We start from the raw sequence: 2,275 nt of genomic DNA on the forward strand, positions 1-2,275 counted from the left end.
GACCTCGACGGTGGTGCCGGCCAGCACCCGGGCCGTGACGTCGTAGCCACTGCCCGGCGGATTGGGCACCATGATCCGGATGCGTTCGGGTGGCGCGGCGCAGCCACTCAGGGCCGCCAGGGCCAGGAGGGTTCGCCGGCGCATGTCTGGAGCCAAGACCCTTCCGCCCGGCGGCGCAAGCAGACACCATGAGGCATGCGTCAACGGCTGTCGCTGGCCGGCCAGTTGCTCGTGGTGCAACTGGCCATCGTGCTGCTCGTCGTGTGCGCGGTGGCGGCCGTTTCCCTTGCCGAGGCCGACGCCGCCTTCCGCCGGACCGAGGGGGAGCGGCTGCGCTCGGTGGGCGAGAACGCGGCGATCAACCGTACCGTCCGACTGGGTCTTGGGAATCCGCTCGGCCGGGACGCTCTCGAAACCGTGGCGGAGAGTGCGCGCGCGGTTTCCGGCGCCTCCTATGTGGTGATCGCGGATGCCGGCGGCACGCTCGTGACCGGGCCCGACGCCGGTCGGCCCGCGACGTTGGGCGCCAGCACGGGACTGTCCGGGCGGTCGTGGGTCGGTGTGCTGGACACGGGTACGAAGGCGCTGGTCGCGCACGTGCCGGTGCTGGACGAGGAGGACGGGCGGTTCATCGGGCTGATCATCGTCGGGCGCACGTATCCGACGCTGGTCGGTCAGCTCGGATCCGCGGTGCCCAACCTGTTGATCTACCTGGTGCTCGGCGCCGTCGTCGGGGTCGGCGGGTCGCTGCTGCTGAGCCGCCGGGTCAAGCGGCAGACGCTCGGCATGGAGCCGCGGGAGATCTCCGGGCTGGTCGAGCACCGCGAGGCGATGCTGCACGGCATCAAGGAGGGCGTGATCGGCACCGACTCGGCCGACCGCGTGACGCTGGTCAACGACGAGGCGATCCGGCTGCTCGGGCTGCGCGCCGATGCGGTCGGCCGCGCGCTGCCGGAGCTGGGCCTCGATCCGGCGCTGCTGGACGTGCTCACCGGGCGCTCGGCGGGCGTCGACCAGGTGGTGCTCAACGACGACCGCGTGGTGGTGCTCAACCGGCAACCGGTGGTGATGCGCGGGCGCGACGTCGGCTCGGTGACCACCCTGCGCGATCGCACCGAGCTCACCGCGCTGCGCCGGGAGCTCGACGTCAGCCGGCACACCACCGACACGCTGCGAGCGCAGGCGCACGAGTTCGTGAACCGGCTGCACACCATCGCCGGCCTGGTCGAGCTGGGGGAGCACGACGAGGTCGTCCGCTACATCACCCGGACCAGCGAGTTGCACGAGAGCCTGGACCGCGAGGTGACCCGCGTGGTGCGCGACCCGGCGCTGGCGGCGCTGCTGATCGCGAAGGCGAGCCAGGCCGCGGAGCAGAACGTCACGCTGACCATCGGCCCGGACACCGACCTGCCGCCGGTCGGCGACCGGCTGGCCGCCGATCTGGTGACGGTGGTGGGCAATCTGGTCGACAACGCGTTCGACGCGGTGGGTGCGGGCGGTGAGATCGAGGTTTCGGTACGCGCGGAGGATGACGACGTCGTGGTGACCGTGACGGACAGCGGCCCGGGGGTGGATCCGGCGCTCGCCGAGCGGGTGTTCCAGCAGGGCTACAGCACGAAGGGTGAGACCGACGGCCATCACGGCCTCGGGCTCGCCCTGATCCGGCTGATCTGCGGCGGCCGCGTGTCGGTGGACGGGTCGACGTTCACGGCCCGGCTGCAGAGGACGAAGGAGACGGTCGAGTGATTCGTGTCCTGGTGGTGGACGACGACTTCATGGTCGCCAAGGTGCACCGCGGCTTCGTCGACCGGGTGCCCGGCTTCACCACGATCGGCGTCGCGCACACCGGGGCGGACGCGCTGGCCATGGCGGGCGACGCCGACCTGCTGCTGCTCGACATCTACCTGCCGGACATCACGGGACTCGAGGTTCTGCGGCAGCTGCGCGAGCGCCCGACGAGCCCGGACGTGCTCGCGGTCACGGCGGCCCGCGACGTCGCCACGGTGAAGAGCGCGCTGCACGGCGGGGTGGTGCACTACGTGCTGAAGCCGTTCACCTTCGATGTGCTGCGCGATCGCCTGGAGAGATATGCGGCCGCGGTCGGCCGGCTCAACACCGACGACCTGGCACAGTCCGATGTGGACGAGCTGTTCACCGCTCTGCGCGCGAAGCGGCCGGCACTGCCCAAAGGGCTGACCGCGGACACCTCGGCGCTGATCGCCGCGGCCATGCGGTCCTGCGACGGCGACCTGTCCGCGGCCGAGTGCGCCGAGCG

At 71.6% G+C, this 2,275-nt stretch carries 2 protein-coding genes; both read left to right on the top strand.

Features of this window, described 5'->3' with window-relative positions:
- Positions 1-195 precede the first annotated feature (195 nt).
- Complete coding sequence (locus tag AB0M20_RS39195; RefSeq protein ID WP_364306094.1) at positions 196-1,746, top strand: ATP-binding protein; 1,551 nt, start codon at positions 196-198, stop codon at positions 1,744-1,746.
- The coding region (locus AB0M20_RS39200; RefSeq protein ID WP_364306095.1) for a response regulator at positions 1,743-2,275 on the top strand (533 nt) is incomplete at its 3' end. The genes AB0M20_RS39195 and AB0M20_RS39200, both read left to right, overlap by 4 nt.

It is taken from the genome of Actinoplanes sp. NPDC051633, assembly GCF_040681735.1.
In the GTDB taxonomy this organism is placed as follows: domain Bacteria; phylum Actinomycetota; class Actinomycetes; order Mycobacteriales; family Micromonosporaceae; genus Actinoplanes.